At 42.5% G+C, this 13,941-nt stretch carries 19 protein-coding genes and 1 pseudogene; 4 read left to right on the top strand and 16 right to left on the bottom strand.

Annotation, left to right across the window (positions count from 1 at the left end):
• Positions 1 to 920: 920 nt before the first annotated feature.
• The 3 genes and pseudogenes from AAY47_RS15945 to AAY47_RS15930 all read left to right on the top strand — a co-directional run.
• Positions 921 to 1,418, top strand: a complete 498-nt coding sequence (locus AAY47_RS15945) for a Panacea domain-containing protein (protein ID WP_235428381.1) — start codon at positions 921 to 923, stop codon at positions 1,416 to 1,418.
• Entirely contained in the window at positions 1,415 to 1,819 is a 405-nt protein-coding gene (locus tag AAY47_RS21810; RefSeq protein ID WP_152669823.1) for a hypothetical protein, read from the top strand. Before AAY47_RS15945 ends, AAY47_RS21810 begins: the two co-directional genes overlap by 4 nt.
• Positions 1,820 to 2,409: 590 nt before the next feature.
• Positions 2,410 to 2,832, top strand: a pseudogene (locus AAY47_RS15930) (phage tail protein); the annotation flags it as partial.
• Positions 2,833 to 2,869: 37 nt separating this feature from the next.
• Here AAY47_RS15930 and AAY47_RS22870 read toward each other — a convergent pair.
• The 13 genes from AAY47_RS22870 to AAY47_RS22300 form a co-directional block, all read right to left on the bottom strand.
• Entirely contained in the window at positions 2,870 to 4,315 is a 1,446-nt protein-coding gene (locus AAY47_RS22870) for a hypothetical protein (protein WP_053014313.1), read from the bottom strand.
• Positions 4,316 to 4,325: 10 nt separating this feature from the next.
• On the bottom strand, positions 4,326 to 4,952 hold the full coding sequence (locus tag AAY47_RS15915) for a DUF2612 domain-containing protein (protein ID WP_047771105.1): 627 nt from the start codon (positions 4,950 to 4,952) through the stop codon (positions 4,326 to 4,328).
• Positions 4,952 to 6,142, bottom strand: a complete 1,191-nt coding sequence (locus AAY47_RS15910) for a baseplate J/gp47 family protein (RefSeq protein WP_047771104.1) — start codon at positions 6,140 to 6,142, stop codon at positions 4,952 to 4,954. Before AAY47_RS15910 ends, AAY47_RS15915 begins: the two co-directional genes overlap by 1 nt.
• Positions 6,139 to 6,492: a hypothetical protein gene (locus tag AAY47_RS15905; RefSeq protein ID WP_047771103.1), complete on the bottom strand. Its 354-nt coding sequence runs from the start codon at positions 6,490 to 6,492 to the stop codon at positions 6,139 to 6,141. The genes AAY47_RS15910 and AAY47_RS15905 overlap by 4 nt, the downstream gene beginning before the upstream one ends.
• A gap of 1 nt (position 6,493) precedes the next feature.
• A complete protein-coding gene (locus AAY47_RS15900; protein WP_047771102.1) occupies positions 6,494 to 7,183 on the bottom strand; it encodes a Gp138 family membrane-puncturing spike protein in 690 nt (229 codons plus the stop codon).
• Complete coding sequence (locus AAY47_RS15895) at positions 7,164 to 8,054, bottom strand: baseplate hub protein (RefSeq protein ID WP_047771101.1); 891 nt, start codon at positions 8,052 to 8,054, stop codon at positions 7,164 to 7,166. The genes AAY47_RS15900 and AAY47_RS15895 overlap by 20 nt, the downstream gene beginning before the upstream one ends.
• On the bottom strand, positions 8,044 to 8,316 hold the full coding sequence (locus AAY47_RS15890; RefSeq protein ID WP_047771100.1) for a hypothetical protein: 273 nt from the start codon (positions 8,314 to 8,316) through the stop codon (positions 8,044 to 8,046). Before AAY47_RS15890 ends, AAY47_RS15895 begins: the two co-directional genes overlap by 11 nt.
• Positions 8,316 to 9,101 carry a phage baseplate protein gene (locus AAY47_RS15885; RefSeq protein WP_072059810.1) on the bottom strand — a complete coding sequence of 262 codons (786 nt, stop codon included), beginning with the start codon at positions 9,099 to 9,101 and terminating at the stop codon, positions 8,316 to 8,318. Before AAY47_RS15885 ends, AAY47_RS15890 begins: the two co-directional genes overlap by 1 nt.
• 95 nt (positions 9,102 to 9,196) lie before the next feature.
• A complete protein-coding gene (locus AAY47_RS15880) occupies positions 9,197 to 9,550 on the bottom strand; it encodes a hypothetical protein (RefSeq protein ID WP_047771098.1) in 354 nt (117 codons plus the stop codon).
• 65 nt (positions 9,551 to 9,615) lie between these two features.
• On the bottom strand, positions 9,616 to 10,134 hold the full coding sequence (locus AAY47_RS15875) for a Bro-N domain-containing protein (RefSeq protein WP_053014312.1): 519 nt from the start codon (positions 10,132 to 10,134) through the stop codon (positions 9,616 to 9,618).
• Positions 10,127 to 10,519 carry a hypothetical protein gene (locus tag AAY47_RS15870; RefSeq protein WP_047771097.1) on the bottom strand — a complete coding sequence of 131 codons (393 nt, stop codon included), beginning with the start codon at positions 10,517 to 10,519 and terminating at the stop codon, positions 10,127 to 10,129. The genes AAY47_RS15875 and AAY47_RS15870 overlap by 8 nt, the downstream gene beginning before the upstream one ends.
• Positions 10,520 to 10,793: 274 nt before the next feature.
• Positions 10,794 to 11,558 (bottom strand): phage antirepressor KilAC domain-containing protein, encoded by a 765-nt coding sequence (locus AAY47_RS22865; protein WP_047771096.1) that lies wholly within the window; start codon positions 11,556 to 11,558, stop codon positions 10,794 to 10,796.
• A gap of 95 nt (positions 11,559 to 11,653) precedes the next feature.
• Complete coding sequence (locus tag AAY47_RS22300; RefSeq protein WP_167400591.1) at positions 11,654 to 11,830, bottom strand: hypothetical protein; 177 nt, start codon at positions 11,828 to 11,830, stop codon at positions 11,654 to 11,656.
• Between the two features lie 132 nt (positions 11,831 to 11,962).
• On the opposite strand from AAY47_RS22300, the gene AAY47_RS20855 reads away from it, so the two are divergent.
• On the top strand, positions 11,963 to 12,274 hold the full coding sequence (locus AAY47_RS20855; protein ID WP_047771095.1) for an Arc family DNA-binding protein: 312 nt from the start codon (positions 11,963 to 11,965) through the stop codon (positions 12,272 to 12,274).
• 4 nt (positions 12,275 to 12,278) lie between these two features.
• On the opposite strand, the gene AAY47_RS15855 is transcribed toward AAY47_RS20855, so the two are convergent.
• The 3 genes from AAY47_RS15855 to AAY47_RS15845 all read right to left on the bottom strand — a co-directional run bounded on the left by AAY47_RS15855 (position 12,279) and on the right by AAY47_RS15845 (position 13,727).
• Positions 12,279 to 12,794 (bottom strand): hypothetical protein, encoded by a 516-nt coding sequence (locus tag AAY47_RS15855; protein ID WP_053014311.1) that lies wholly within the window; start codon positions 12,792 to 12,794, stop codon positions 12,279 to 12,281.
• Positions 12,787 to 13,143: a hypothetical protein gene (locus AAY47_RS15850; RefSeq protein ID WP_047771094.1), complete on the bottom strand. Its 357-nt coding sequence runs from the start codon at positions 13,141 to 13,143 to the stop codon at positions 12,787 to 12,789. The genes AAY47_RS15855 and AAY47_RS15850 overlap by 8 nt, the downstream gene beginning before the upstream one ends.
• A gap of 128 nt (positions 13,144 to 13,271) precedes the next feature.
• Positions 13,272 to 13,727, bottom strand: a complete 456-nt coding sequence (locus AAY47_RS15845) for a hypothetical protein (protein ID WP_152669822.1) — start codon at positions 13,725 to 13,727, stop codon at positions 13,272 to 13,274.
• Between the last annotated feature and the right edge of the window lie 214 nt (positions 13,728 to 13,941).

Raw genomic sequence — 13,941 nt, 5'->3', positions numbered from 1 at the left:
TTTCGGTGCTCAAACTGACCCTCTTAAAGAGGGCAAGTTAACTGACTGATTTATCTCATGACTCAAATATGCGTGATCCCAAAGGGTAGCATTCGCCGTGCTATCCTTTTCTTTTTGTGCTCCACTCAATGATGACCGCAAATTAACCGCGTCGCTAAATGATACGCGGAAAGTTTGTGCAACCCTTAATGAGGTGTACAAATTCTGTGAGTCAGTATTACTGCCCTGCAAATTCTGTGAGTAAATATCATTTACGCTCAAAGTCTGATAATGGGACATTGGATTTTGCATCGACGAAATTCGTCGGGACAAATGGTCACCAGTTTGCACACCGATATTATCGGCGCTCAAATTACAAGCAGACTGCAAATATGCCGTCTGCTTACTTTTCAAGCTATCATTGTAACCCATTGATTTATTCGAGGCCGTCACTTTGACCGCCGGAAACATTCCAGTATTTCCAGTTCCCAAAGTGAGGACCTCGAAAGAATCAAAGGGTTACTGAGGTGTGAGAAATTTTTCGCATACCCATCAGCTAAAATTTCAGCCGATGTATAATCATCCAAAAACTTGTCCAATTTGAAATCAGGGAGCACCTCACCACCTCAGAGCAAATGATACTGGGGTGGTGGATAGATTAGGGAGCTGTGTCAATAAACCCTGAAAATCACAAAAAAATGACATTTGCAACACATTTGTTTTTCATATATAAATCAATTTATTATGTGCATTTTGTAAAGAAAATTGGTTGTGAAATATCTCAAAAAAGACGGAAATAATAGAGAATATTTATACCTTAAGATATACTCCTCCGTGAGAGTTATCAATTTGATAACACGGATTCATTGGAGGTTTCTATGTTTTGCGAAATAAAAGTAGCCCAAATGGCTGCGTACCTGCTGTCGAAAGGTGGCGGGCGCATGGCATACCTGAAACTCATGAAGCTCATGTATCTGTCCGACAGAGAGTGTATGAGGAAATACGGGGAGTCAATCAGCGGTGACCGTATGGTGTCTATGCCTCACGGACCGGTGCTTTCATATTCACTCGATTTAATGAATGGCTCTAGCCAAGGTTCAGATGAGGGCTGGGGAAGGTGGATTGCTGGCGCTAGTAATTATGAACTGGTGACAAAGCTACCATCAGTTGAGCGCGATGAATATGACGAGTTGACAGATGCTGAGCTTGCTATTCTGAATGGCGCTTATTCAGAATACGGTCATATGACAAAATGGCAGATAAGGGACTACACACACTCGCATTGCCCTGAGTGGATCGATCCTCACGGTGGTTCATACTCGATCGACCCAAGAAACGTTTTCCTTGCCCTTGGAAAATCAAATGAGGCTGCGACACAACTTGCAAACAGGATGCGAGAACAAAACGAACTAGATCGGGTTGTTAGCGGACTGATATGACAATTAACTTTGTGCCTGTTAAGAAAGGAACCATAATGCTACTTACAGGCGCAAAGGAGCATCTATTCTTTATTTGCAGCGATCCTGTATTTTATCCCCAGCTTACGAAAGAATGTTTTCTTGCTGTTAACTTAACTACTATTTACCCAGATATTGAATATGACAACAGTTGCATTTTAAGTGTTGGCGACCATCCTTTTGTGAAACATGATAGTTATATTCTTTACAAGAAAGCTGAGGTACTGGGAGTTGGCACAGTGACAAGTCAAGTCATTGCTGGCGACATAAGAGTATCTGAACCCTGCCGTAATGATGTGTTTGATAGGATATTGAGCGGGTTTAATATTTCTCCTCACGTAACTCCGAAAATAAGAAAGTTCTACACTAAATATTGCGTTTAATTTTAATATTGCATTTCTTCAATACCATTAAATGGTACCTATCATCAAAGAGTTATAACCAAAGTGAGGACCACGGTATTCTTCGAGGTCACTGAGCTAATGACCTCGACAATAGGTCCCCTTAACCTCAAGTAACCCCTAGAGTTAATTCACGCCTCCGTTTGAAACAGAAGTGTGCTGATTTAAAGGTGAGATATCCCACCTTTAGCTAACTCGTTGATTTTACTTATTTCCTGCATTGAGCGATAATTCAATTAAATCAAGGGGTTAAAAGACGGGGAATCCCGCTTTTAGTATGCTAAGTTTTATCAGCCATTTGATAAATTTCATTAATTCACCATCTGTCATTTTATGTCATCCTGTCATCAAAACGTGTATCTCACCCATTAAAGTTAATCAAGCCGTACTCTCCAGTATTGATGAACCGATTTTATTGATGTTCACCGGCGGAGAAGCATCCCGCTTTCATGTTACTTAGCAATGTGTATTGTTGATTAAATGAGGGAATAGCTATGCAAGATAAAAAACCTGACGTATCAAATTTAAAAGACACAGTACCAAAACAACAATCCTATGAAGACTTTGGTTATACTGCCTTACCCGTTGGAGTTCCTATTCCTTGGCCGTCAGAAATTCCACCGGACGGTTGGCTTAAATGTAATGGTGAAGTATTTGATACAGTAAGATATCCGAAACTTGCCCTTGCCTATCCATCGGGCAGATTGCCTGATTTAAGGGGGGAATTTATTCGTGGTTGGGATGATGAGCGCGGAGTAGACTCGAATCGCCAAGTTTTATCGTGGCAAGCTGACAGAACAAAAAAGATACAACTGGCGGAAGGTAACGGTGGCAATTATCTAGCCTTATACCAAGGCCTCCCAGATAAACTCCGCTACCCAATTGGCAGAGATGTAATAGGACGCGCTACTGAAAACTCAATTGCTAACAATACAGGCGGTGACGAAACACGCCCCCGCAACATAGCATTCAACTATATAGTAAGAGCCGCTTAGTAGCTATCAGCCCTCCCCCGCGAGGGCTTTTCTATCGTCAAGGCTCCGAATTCACCTCCCCCTGCCCCACATTCCACACCGAATCTTCCGGCATCTGGACACGGACATCTAAGCGACAACCTTCGGGAATGTCGCAGGGTTCGGCATCGGCATAGTAGACTTTTTCACCATCCACGATTTCTTTTATCCGCCTGTTCTGGAACCGTTCGGGTAAATGGGTATGCTGACGGTGGAAAGTACGAATGATGATGCCGCCGCATTTTTTCACTGTGTCATCAATGTAAATGAGTTCCAGCCCGTTGTTGTTCTTCGGGGAGGAGATACCGCCGTGGACACCCCATGCTCCGTCAGCGTTATAACCCAATACGCCGGATATCTGATAATGGCCAATGCCGAGTTTAGTGACAGTCGCGCCCTCTGATTCGTTGTTGGTGATGAATTTGCCATCGGGGTAGATTTGGATAATGGGGCTGGCTTTTTTCAGATAGCCGTTCGTATCTGTGGTGGTGTTACCTGTGTGCCAAATCATCCACCACGGATTCCATATCCCATTATTACCATTACGTGTCCTAAATATCAATTTGCGACCACCACTGTGATGATCCGCCTGTATCATGACGCAGTATGCGTTGTACAATCCAGAAAAATGCACCCCTGGCCCGGAAACGCCCCCATTGTTTTTCCCATTGCTGTATCCAAAAAATGTTTGGTTAACCGGTATATTGTCGTAATCATGATTTGGCACATTGTTATTACTCCCGACGTCACCATGAATAATGGCATTATTGGCTATTAACGCACCAGTATTCGTCGCAAACAGCGTCTTATCAGGAATATCCGCCCCATTCTGAGATTTGGACAGGGCATTTTTCGCCAGCTCTGCCGTTCCCGATAAACCGAGGTTTTTCACAAACTCCGGTTTGTTGGGGATATCTGCCCCGTTCTGGGATTTTTCGAGGCGATTATTTAGGGCATCGGTTGTGGATTTCTGGCTCATTACCTGTAATGTACCACCACCTATAGATTGAACCACATCCGATTTATCGAATTTTTTATTCAGTTCATCCAGAATTTGATTTGTATTAACCAGTTTCCATGCTGAATTAATTTTATCCGCTGACGCTGTATTAAAATCAATTTTATTGTTGTTGATTAAACTCTGAAACTCTTTTGTTTCATCATCCGATTGTAATATTGCCCCTCTGGAATACCCGCCAATAGAATTGGCATACTCTAGTGAGAATTTATATTTTCCGCCCTTGGATAAATGAACGATATTATCGGATATCTGATTAAATATACCGTTAAAATCTCTGCCACTTGGCGGCAATCCACCAGCCGTCACGGGCATCATAGTAATTTGCGGGAATCCTGTGTCCCACGTTGCTTTTTGGCTGGGTAAATCTGATTTGTAATCAGAGGGTATTTCGTCCTTTTGTCCATTTTGAGCAAAAGGTTTTGCTATTAAATTTGGGTTTTTCATTATTCACCTGTTATGCAAATGATGCCTGACCAAATGGTTGAAATCCGGTTCCGTAAAATCCGAAAAATTCACCTAATGGTAATTCTACAATGCTGATTTTCACTCCCGATGGGCGGGGTAATATTTGTCGGTTGTAAATCAGATTTTTTTCTAATTCAGATAATCTATATTCAAATACATATCTGGCTGTCATATGTCCGGTTATTAGATAATATGAACGGCCCCGCAAAAAGCAACAACCCAGCCAATTATTAATATTAGGTGCGGTTGCATACAGTATATTTGAATACGCCCTCATTAGAATAACCTCCCTGAATGTTGAATCATCCATCATATATGACGCATCAGTTCCTCCAGAATAAAATGGTGACTGGTCGAATGGTGTAAATTTTTTCGTTTCTTTAAATCCGAAATAATCCACATTCGGGTCGGGTATAGATAAATCTCTGCCAATACCAACAATACGCCCCCAAATATCTAATCCGAATCCTCTCGCCGTGAGAACGTTGACCGCCAAATTATAAAACTCGTCGGCATTAGCTCTGGGGTCGATGGTTTCATTTATTGAGTTGAGAATAGTGCAGATGGTAGGGCTATTGGCGTACTGGCTGAGTAATGTTTCACGGATATCTTTCATCACTCAATCCTTATATCATCTATAGATAATGTCGGAAACTCATCAATACCGAAATCGAGATAATTAGCCACAGCGCCTTTCTTTCTTGCTATTTGAATCGATATTAGCCGCTCTCGTGTTGACTGGGCGGTTGCGCAAATATAGTCACTGGCAATTAGCCGCTTGGCTATCCGACCTTTCCCTCTCCCTGCTTCAAATTCATTCAAAACAGCCTTGTGAACAGCTAATTTATCTTGGTGCGTCAATCCCAATTTATTCTCAAATGTCACAATGAATTCAATAGGAATATGATGTGGCCGGATGAATTTAATGTCATAACTGGGCGGCAGATAAGGGAAATTGTCCGTGTCCTCATATTTGACTGTCGTATTCCCCACAAATGAGCAGCCGGTTCCGGCTCGAGCCAAAATCTGTCGTGCTATCTCATTATCATCACCACCTACCACAGAGACAGCGATAGAATTTCGGATTAACGGGTAATTAGTTACTCCGACTGTAATAGTTTCACTATCTGGGTTATCGACGACGTAACAGTCAATGACATTTTTGATGTTAGATACTGCACCATAGGTGGCGGCATTGGTGTTTTTGGCATTGATAGCGACAGACTCCTGCCGCCTCAGTTCAAACTCCTGCCGTGATTCATCATCCCTGCCAACAATGGCGGCGGTTTTATTGATGACCGAGTCAACCCCATTGATGTTTTTGACAACGCGGCTAATAGCTCCAACCGAGGCTGAAACTCTGCCAGTAACATCACAATAAACGTGCACTATTGCCAGTCCGTTATCGTCAATCCTCGCTTCTATCTGGGTGCTCCATGTTTTTCCAGTATCATCTGTGACCTGAAATCCAGCAGGAATAACCGTGTTTGCCAGCCCGTTAATCGTGACCTCGGCAACAGATTTTGTCGCCCGATGACGCTGTAGAAAATAGATATAACCCAGCGCATCTTGCATCATGCCGTCAGCATATCGGGGGTCAAAACTATTTAGGAGGTTAATAAGAGTATTTCGTTCGTCGGTGATAATGGCGGTCAGGGTAGTGACTAATTGACCCTGCGGTGTATCCATTGATTTATTGAGATTATCGCCAAAACAGGACTGCATTAGCCGCCACACTCCCGCGATTATCTCATCGGTCGGTGGCGCTAATATCCCCTGAGGGGTGATTTGTAGTTTCGGTATCATAGTTCTATTACTCCCTCCCGTCCGTCAATGTCGGTAAATTTAATTCTGCCCCGCACAATCCTGTCATTGGCTGTACTCAGTTCCGCTGTGGCAGAAACTACTCCCTCGACTGACATCGCGGCGTCCTCCAGATTTTTCCGGTACATCGCCAGTGAATACCGGTTTTTGCCTAGTATTTCCTCCAGATAGGGGATGCCCGCGCCCTGTGAGTAGTACGTATCTTTCACAAACACCCGACAGGCATTAGCCACTGATTGCGCTCTGGCGTACTGGTCTGAGGCAATAGCAATATTCCCCGCCACATCGAGAGTGAGATCCCATGTGGCAGGCATTAGAAATAATGTCCGCATGTTAAGCCTTTTGGTTAGGTGGGCTGGTGTTAGCGCCTTGCCCGTGCTCTGGATGGGTATGACTGTTGTAAACTTGACGCATTCTCTCCATAGACAAGCTGTTGGTCGTGGTGTTGTCGGTGATATCGCTTTTGGCCTGAATAGTACTGGTCGTCTCTACTGGTGCATCTAAAATGATTTTCGTGCCTTTGACATTCACTACCCCTGTAGCAACAACGTTAATGCCGCTATCCAGAAAATGGACATACTGGCTTGGTGCGCCATTCAGCAGGCCGCCGATATAGAGGCTGTCAGACCAATCGAACCGCCGCTTACTCTCCGGCGGCGCTGAGTTCTTGGCTCGCTTCACCTTTGAAATGTCACGGGTACAAACGAGGCAAATACCCAAATCACCGGGTTTCGGGTCGAGAATAACGGCATTTGCACCACCCTGATACCGGAAATAGGGCACGTTGTAGATAATGGCATTCTCGTAGACATTCCCTGCTCCGTCTACCTGTTGCACTAGTGGCAGAATGTCAACATAACCCACAGGAGCAACGCCACCACCACGAACTTTCATCACCTTGCAGATTGTTACTGTTCCCATCTTGCCAATGAGTGACCAGATGATCGCCTCCTGACTGCGAGCGCCACCCGCCGTAGTCTGTGGGTCATATAACGATACCCGTTCATTTTTTGATTGCGACATGGTTATCACCTCTCCGACTGGCTGAGACCTCCATGAACCACTGTGCCGAATCCTGCTCAGTTTCTAATATTGTCCTGATTCCGTAGATCAACCAGTCACCGTTACAGATTTTTATCTGGCTGTCGGCAATGCGCACGATGCCACCGAACCTCACTAATGAGTCATAGAAGCACTTGAACTGAACCCCGATCATGGTCGGAACCGGATAACCAATTAATCCAGTATCAGGTGAGATAACCGGAATTTTTAATGTTCGTCGGGGGAAATCTTTGTAGGTAACAGCAATATTTTTATTTTCAATATACAAATCCAGATTGGCGGCATGGGCCAGTTGCCGGATTTTGTCGATTTCAGTACCGTGCAGATACGGGTTGGATACGCTGACGCTGACGTCATTAGGCTCAAAGGTATAGCCTATGCGTTTACAGATGTTTGCCATGATAGTAATAGCATCGTGATCGCCCTCGTAGCTCTCTGCATCAACACCCATCATTTTATCCAATACAGCAGTCTGAGACTCAATCACCAGCGCCACATTAGGCACATCGCCAAAATCGGGATAAGCAAAAGTGATACCGCCTTTAAAGACCTGTGATAACTCTTCGCCTTCCTCACCGGCCTCAATCGTTACGTTATTGCGCAATGCGGTTATCTCATTCCATTTGATACGTAACAGCTTCTCCATTGTTTCCATTGGCAACCCGTAGGCTTTAATTCGCGCATGAGGCGTAATGGCGCCATTGCCGTAGTTAATCTCGGCGCTGATCCGAAGTCCGGTTGCAGAGAGTTTGTTTTGATTACTGGAGGTGAACGATTCGTCTTTACCTGAGAGGGTGAGGGTGATTCTTATTGATTTTCGATTAAAAGCCATTTATCCATACCAACCTATATCGAGAGCCTAATTGTGAATATTCTGGATCGGTATTACCTTCTATATCTGAGAACACCAGCCACTGACAGATATAAGTCATATTCCGACAAACACGATTACATACCAGATATTCCCCATTTTTCTTAACAGTAGCGAATAAATTATCGAGTCTTGTTTCTAATGTTAAATCGTAATTATCACTTTCTAAAAAAAAGGAAAGAGTTTGATTCGGAATTTTTTCTAAAGGTATTTCGGTTATCATTAAAAACTCCCGTTACTTATTTGGTTAACCATATTTTCAGCTTGCTTCTTTGCTTCTATTAAATCATTTGCAATACCATCAAGTCCTTTTAATATTACCTTGCTACCCTCTGCTAATACTTTTATTGTTGACATATTGCCATCCTTGTTTATCTCTCCTATTTCTTTAAACATTGTTGCCATAGAGCCACCAGATGAATTAACTTCAACCTGCTGTGTCTGGTCGCCAGTATCCTTTTTCTTGGCATCATCGGGGTTTTTGACTTCTTCCTTATCATATTTGACTGTCACCTCCCTGATTTCCTCAAGATGCAGGTTCACTTTAAGAAGGGTCGCCCCATCTTTAGCCTCTCTCGCAATGTCATAGCCCACGATAGCGGCATTGGTGTAGACAAATTCAGGTGTGACAACATGAAATTTCAGTGTGCTTTTCGCTAAAATCTCCAGTTGAGACAGAAAAGCGCCTCGCTCCAGTGTACCGCCTGAGCTTTTACTTAATTGAACAGTGACTTTGTACGGTTCCCCGACTTTGTTATAAGTAGCGAATGAGCCGTTTTCTATCGGTGCGCTCACTACACGATACTGATTCTGGTATTGCAGTGATATCACGCTGTCGGCTAATAGAAGAGGAATTCCATATTGATTGAAGATCCCCCAATAATTGCCAAACAACTTATTTATCAATGCAGCACCGCCCAGACTGATACCCGCATCCATTGCAGCATCGGGGATCCCTTTCCAGTTGGGAATATCGGGCATTTTGGGTAGTTCTGGCATTCCGAACATAGAGCACCTCGCTTTTTGGGTGTAAAAAAACCGCAGTTAAGCGGCGTTAGAAGTGAAAAACCCGCCGAAGCGGGTTGGATTGGTTATTGCTTTAGTCAGGCTGCCCTGTGGCGCTTATTTGCTGATTTTCCTTTTTCGCTTTTCATCGCTTTGTTATGAGCTTCTATCAGAATCCGTTTTTTCTCACTATTGGCAAAACGATTTAAAACTTGCCTGATTAACGGCTGATAGCCCAAGCCATTAAGGTCAGCTATCATTTTCAGGTCTTCAATCAGAGACTTATTCAACCTGATTGAAATTGGTTGCAAATCCAATGCCTCATTAATCAGTTCATCTGTTATATCATCAGACACTTTGACGTGAGCTTCACTGCGACCAAGCTCACCGTTATCCCATGCTTCATCAATGGAAGCTATCAGGTTTGTTCGCTTATCAGTATGTTTGCTCATTTCTCTGTTCCTAGACCGTATTTTTTGTATATACAAAATCAGTTTTAGCCGTCCGTGGCTTGGTGTTAGAATATATTCATCGGCAGGGAGAGCAGGTTTTCAATGTAAAATCCGTATCGTCTTGCTACTCCGTCAATGATGCCCTCCGGCGTCTCAGTTCCACCTGTAAAAGTTTCAGTTTTGTTGAGATAGTTATCGTAAACCTCCATCTTAATGATGTATCTGAAATTAGGTGGCTGAGGTTTTATAATTGTCGAAGTTTTCTCAACCTCACGATCCAGTATATCCAGTACCCATTTACGGAACTCTTTAGCGACACTTGTCTTTGAGAATATTGCTATCAGATGAGCACCTCTAAGGGAGAAGACTCGCACTGTTTTCTGGTAATTCCCTGAGACCCTCATTTTGAGTGTCTCAGTCATCGCTGAGGTAAACTCATCGGAATTACGGTCATAAATCTGAGTAACCGCATCTGATTTTTTGTACTCAAGAGCCTTCGCTAGCTCGACAGCAGTAAACCAAATCTTGTTGGCATGGGATACTGGATTAAATACAGTGCTACGGAAGGTTAATTGATTAGTCATGGATGACCTCGTTTGGTTTCTTCGAGTTACCACAATCGGTGTGGTGCCGGGAGGCTCGAAACGGCCCAAACAGCCGCGGACTTATTCCCTTTTCAGGTGTTGTATTAGTCGCCCTCCCGACTTTGATCGGGGGAGTAATAGCTTTTAGGCTATTATCAAAATTAGGCACAAAAAATCCAACACTGACGGGGTTGGTTAAGTCCGGTTTGGGGAGGGTTTCGAGGCCTCTAAGACAAGTGTATAAAGCAATGTTTATAATGTCAATAACAGTTGAGTCCATCATCGGTACATACGGCTCACCATTATAATTAACAACATAGAGATCTGAGCCATAAAATGGAACGTTAATAGTTTTACTAACTTCTTTAGTTGCTATAATAGACATGTCTATTTTCCTTGAGATGGTATTAGACGATTTAGAAGCCCTCTGACTATTACCAGTAGTCGGGGGCTTCGTTGTTTTAGAGCGGTACTATTTATTACGTAATTGTAACTTTTTGTAAAGGTGATATATTTCGAATTGCGAGACGCCTCGTATTTTCAACCATTTACACACGAAATACGTGTAAATTTGTATTGTTAACCCTAGCAATCACTGTTAAATTGGTTAATCCTGTTGAAAAGATCAGTATTTGATCGCCATCCTTGGCTTAAAATCCTTACGCTGCTTCTTTCACACTCAACATCTTGGCCAGCTTCGAAATGCCTTTCGGAGTGATGCGAACCTGTGTTATCGTTTTTTCGCTACCATCATTTCTCATGACTACCGTTACCTTATGCTCAAGATAGCCAGTCTGAATCTTGTCTTGATATCCAATCCACACATCCGAACCAATACGACGATAAATCCAATGATTTTCTTTCAGGATGTCAAAAAGAACCTTGGGACGAACCTGTAACTGTTTCGCGGTATCAGTAACACACATAGAACCGTCTGATTTTGCGATACGCTCCAGTGCTGCAACATCCGGTTTCATTTCTTCGACCTTGTGCTCAAGTTCCGCTTTCTGTTCTGCTAAGTCAGCGGCAAGGCGAAGTGCTTCTGGTAGTGATTGGGGGATCTGCATCTGAACTTGATCAACCAACTTACCGGAACGGTAATCAATGAAAGTTTGATTTACCTGCAATTGAAATGATGGGCTAATCCATCCGGCATATGAAACAGCGAGAAGTTCGTGGGCGAAAGTGCCGGGGTTAATACCGCCTTTTTGTACTTTGAGCACTTCTTGACCTAAGGCGGAATTCTGCCTTAGCTCATCAACAAGCTCCTGAGCCTGTTTTGTTTCAAGCCAAGTTTTAGGGCGCTTGGCATCTTTACCACCACTCGCTTTATGAAGCGCATTCAGGTTAAAACGACCTTCTGAGTCGGTAGTGATTTCTACACCTGCAATGACAGGAAGATTTTTATTTGCTACATTATTCATATTGTCACTCTCTGTTATGGGTTGACACGTTGGTTTCTTCGAACGTTACTGACAAATTAGAAGCCTCAACTGTTGGCGCAGTTGGGGTTTCGTCTTTATTGCGCTGCACTTCTTGACCTCTCATTTACATACCAAGCTATAGCCTGATTAATCACTGAATTTTGAGAAATGCCATCTTTATCAGCCAATTGGCAGATTTGGTCTTTCAGGTACTCAGTGGTTCTTAATTGCATCTTTCCAGTTTTCTTTCTTGTGTCTAAGTTTGTGTTCATTGTGATTCCTTTTTTAGGATTAAGGCTATTTAACTCTAAAGGCTACTTGACTCTAAAGTTAATTTAGCACCATTGCGTATAAAGTCAAGTAGCCACTATACTAATTTCATTAAGTTTTAAAGGTAACTATTTATGACTAAGTACCCAAGCCAAACGCAAGACAAGTTCACCGTTAGGTTTCCTGACGGACTAAGGGATGCTATCGCCAAAAGAGCAGAAGAGAATGGAAGATCAATGAACTCCGAGATAGTGCAAATTTTACAAGATGCACTTGGCGCTAACATTAACCATATTGACCCAAACATGTCGCCAGAAGATGCTCAGGCCACATTCGAGGATGGAATAGAAGAATTTAAAAGATTGCTTACCCAAAAACAGGAAGAAATATTAAATACAGCCAGAGTATTTGCAGAATTAGTTAGCTCCAACAAAAAAGCCCCGTAAGGGGCTATTTATGAGAAGGCTCTACTGGCTGGCTTTGGGTTACAGTTGGTTGCTGGGGTAATGAGGCTCCTTTGCTAGATATTATCCAACTAGATACCAGCATTACGGTAGACAAGACAATCGTCACTAACGCCAAGCCTATTGTTGTTGACCATTGCGTTGTCGAAATGCTTGTTTTTAAGCCATCTATCTTGCCTTCTACGGCTTCGAATTTTCCATCGATTTTTGATGACATAGCCTGCATTGTGGTATTAAGGCTAGCTAGGTGAGTATTCTGCTGCTCTCTCCATTCTGCCATGTCTTTCTGCATGGTAGCAGCTACAACATCAACTTCGGCTTTGTTAGCCCTCAGGATGGCTTCAAATTCTGTCTTGGTGAAGTTATCTGGCATATTCTCCTCCTTATTACGTGATTCCACATTGCTATTACCTTTATCATACTCGCTATGAGGATTTTGATCTAAATCTATCCACCCAATAACATACGCAACATTTCCTTCCTCTCTAATAGCTTTACTCATTTCCGGCACTCCCTTGATTTTCCCTCAACCATTCAACGATTACTGCTACCGAGAAATTTATTTCATAGGCACAATTCGAACATATCGCTCTAAAATAATAATCTTTTATGTGAAATCCATCAGAATAGAACGCAGGGTAGCGCCTTACAGGTAACAAGAATCTAGATCTAGTAGCCTGATTAGGCTCGTAATCACCAAGGCCGAAGGGAATACTTATTTTTTTGCTTTTGCATATGGGACAGACAACGGCTTCATTGACTCGATCAGAAAAAAAATCGGTCAGTGTTTCTGGCTTAATTATCTTTAATTCTGTAAGCAATTCCTCTTCACTATCAAATAAAATCTTCATAACTTCACCCAATGTTAAACATTTTTTACATTTAACCACTGAGTCAATAGTAGGTGTTACTGATTATTTGATCAGCAATTTAAGAAAGTGTGAAGAGTGCAACAAAAATTTTGTAGAGCTAAGGCTATTTAATAAGAATTCATCCTTTCGCACTTTCCTAGAACCACATCCATAGCAGAGAAATGCTGATCACTTTTTAGCCGCGCCGCTAAACCATGTTTTTTAGATGCTATATAAAAAGCATAGTTATTACTATTGAGAAACCCTGTGTATGTAGTACTAGATTCACCTTTCTTAAATAGCTTCAAATCAGCAGCAAATTGAGTTCCGGGTATATTTTCCCCAAAATCAAAAGCCATATCAGGGTAAAGATGCGCTGTTATGTATTTTCCTTCCTTTGTTGATTCAATGCTGAACATGGCTTTATGTGAAGCTCCCGATGGAAAACCGTCGAATTTATCAAGCAAATAACTCGGATAAATTTTGCAAAAATACACCCCATCGTGAGCATCAATATCATTACTGCCATCACGATATATGCCATTGTTAGCCAACAAAACACTAGGAAACAGCAGTAAAGCCACAGCTATCTTCCTAAACATTCACCACCTCAGATTTCAGCAAACTTGATTTAATTATAACCTCTGTGATTAAAGAAGAAACACATTCATATCCAGCAGCAAAAAATTACCATTAGATCTCTTTTATCCCATTGATGGTATTATCTGCGATAAGCTTGTTTTTTAATAGAAACCGTCCTTGGCCTCAAGTTAGTTCTGTAAGTTAGATGAGGTTCTG

The sequence above is a fragment of the Xenorhabdus griffiniae genome (assembly GCF_001028135.1).
Lineage (GTDB): Bacteria > Pseudomonadota > Gammaproteobacteria > Enterobacterales > Enterobacteriaceae > Xenorhabdus > Xenorhabdus bakwenae.
This window is presented reverse-complemented; position numbering and strand designations above follow the sequence as displayed.